At 72.1% G+C, this 1852-nt stretch carries 1 protein-coding gene; it reads left to right on the top strand.

Features of this window, described 5'->3' with window-relative positions:
- Nucleotides 1–1666: hypothetical protein (locus HRL41_RS11830; protein ID WP_172137194.1), on the top strand; the 1666-nt coding region annotated here is incomplete at its 5' end.
- Nucleotides 1667–1852: the final 186 nt, after the last annotated feature.

The raw sequence follows: 1852 nt of genomic DNA, 5'->3' as shown, positions 1-1852 counted from the left end.
GGGCGCTCGCGGCGCGAGGCGGGGCACGCGCGGCGCGGGGCGGGGCGGAAGCGCGGGCGCCTCAGGCGGCAAGGCCGCGAGCTCCCAGCGCGTCGGCGCGACTTCCAGCTCCCAGCGCGTCGGCGCGACTTCGAACTCCCAGCGCGTCGGCGTGCCTTCCGGCTCGCACGCCCCCCGCGCGCACGTCCCCGCGGGCGCGCACTCCGCGCGCTCGGTCACGCCGCGCGTGTCCGCCTCCGCAGGCGTCGAGGTCAAGCTGCCCGTCGCAGGCGAGGTCCTGCTCACGCGCCGCCACTTCCTCTACGGCGTCGCGGGCGTCGCCGCGCTGGCCCTGCTCGGAGGCGGCGGCTACGCGGCCAGCCAGCTGGCCGCAAACGACAGCTCGGACGTGGCCACGCTGAAGGTCCCCGAGTCCTCCGTGTTCACCACGGAGGACTGCGCGCAGATCGAGGACGCCTCGGCCGCCGTAGCGCTCGTGAGCTCCCAGGAGCTCCCCTACGGCAGCCTGATCTGGGCGAACAGCGACTCGACCGCCGTCTGCCTGATCCCCACCGAGACGGCCAAGCCCCTCGCGCAGGTGGGCCTGCTCACGCTGGGCGCGGGCACGTGCACCACGGTCATCGAGCACGCCGTGGGAGAGTCCGAGGGCTTCGAGATCTACGACGTGCGCGCCTGCGACAAGGGCCTCGTCTGGACCGAGGCCGACATCCTCGAGGGCACGTGGCGCGTCTACCACGCGCGCCTCGAGGGCGCCTCGGTGGGCACGCCCGCGCTCGCCGAGGAGGGCACCTCTGACTGGGAGATGCCCACGCTGGCCGCGGCCGGCGGCTACGCGTTCTGGCAGACGCTTCCCAACCTCGACGGCCCCGCTAAGCAGGAGGACTCCACGCTCAAGCGCGCCGCGTTCGGCTCGTCCGACGCCGAGGCGGTCTACGTCTCGCACGGCCGCATGGCGTGCGCGCCGTGCTCCGTCCGCGACGGCGTGATCGCGGCGCCGCGCGCCGACACGAACGGCACCTACTACCAGCTCACGCGCATCGAGGCGGAGTCGGGCCAGGTCACCGACGCGCTGGTGCTCCCCTCGTCCATGAAGCCCTTCGAGCTGGGCTACGGCCCGACCGGCTTCAGCTTCGCCTTCGACGGCATCTACAGCTACGGCGGGGGCATCGCGAACCTCGGGACGTACCTGCCCGCCGACGAGGTGACCACGGGGATCTTGGCCGAGGACGCGCTCGCGCAGGTAGGAGGCGCCTCGTCAGGGTCCGCGTCAGGCGCCTCGTCAGGGTCCGCGTCAGGCTCTGGGTCCGCCTCCTCCGAGCTCTCGCTCGCCGAGCGCAACGCCCAGGCAGCCGCCTCCGTCGCCCGCTTCGCCGCCGTCCCCTACGGCGACGCGACGTGGTTCCGCTTCCCGCGCACGCCGCTCGCGGCGCCCGCCTGGTGCGGCACGTGGCTCATGGTGAAGTCGACGAGCGCCGTGTGCGGCGTCGACCTCGCGGGGCGCCAGTACTTCTCGATCGAGGTGGAGAACGGCGCCGACGACTACGGCGACTTCCTCGCCTCGACGGGCGCCGGCGACTACGTGGTGACCTACTCCAACATCGACCACACCCCGCTCTCCGGCGAGCGCACCAAGAAGTGCCTCGTCAGGGTCTGGAAGCCCGCGTAAGGAGAGAATTCGGGCGGCGCAAGGCTTCCCGCGCAAGGCGCCCTTCACTTAATCCACTTCACGGCGTAACGTTTTTGGGGAGGTATAGCGACTCCGGCGACGAGGGCAGCCGCCAGGCTGGCCGACGAGCCGGAGCGAGGCGAAGGGGGCTCCCCTAATCTCTTATCGACCAAGAATCGAGAAAGA

It is taken from the genome of Adlercreutzia sp. ZJ473 (assembly GCF_013185065.1).
Classification (GTDB): Bacteria; Actinomycetota; Coriobacteriia; order Coriobacteriales; family Eggerthellaceae; genus CAAEEV01.
Note: the sequence above shows the minus strand (reverse complement) of the source record. Positions and strands in the feature narration are given on the sequence as shown.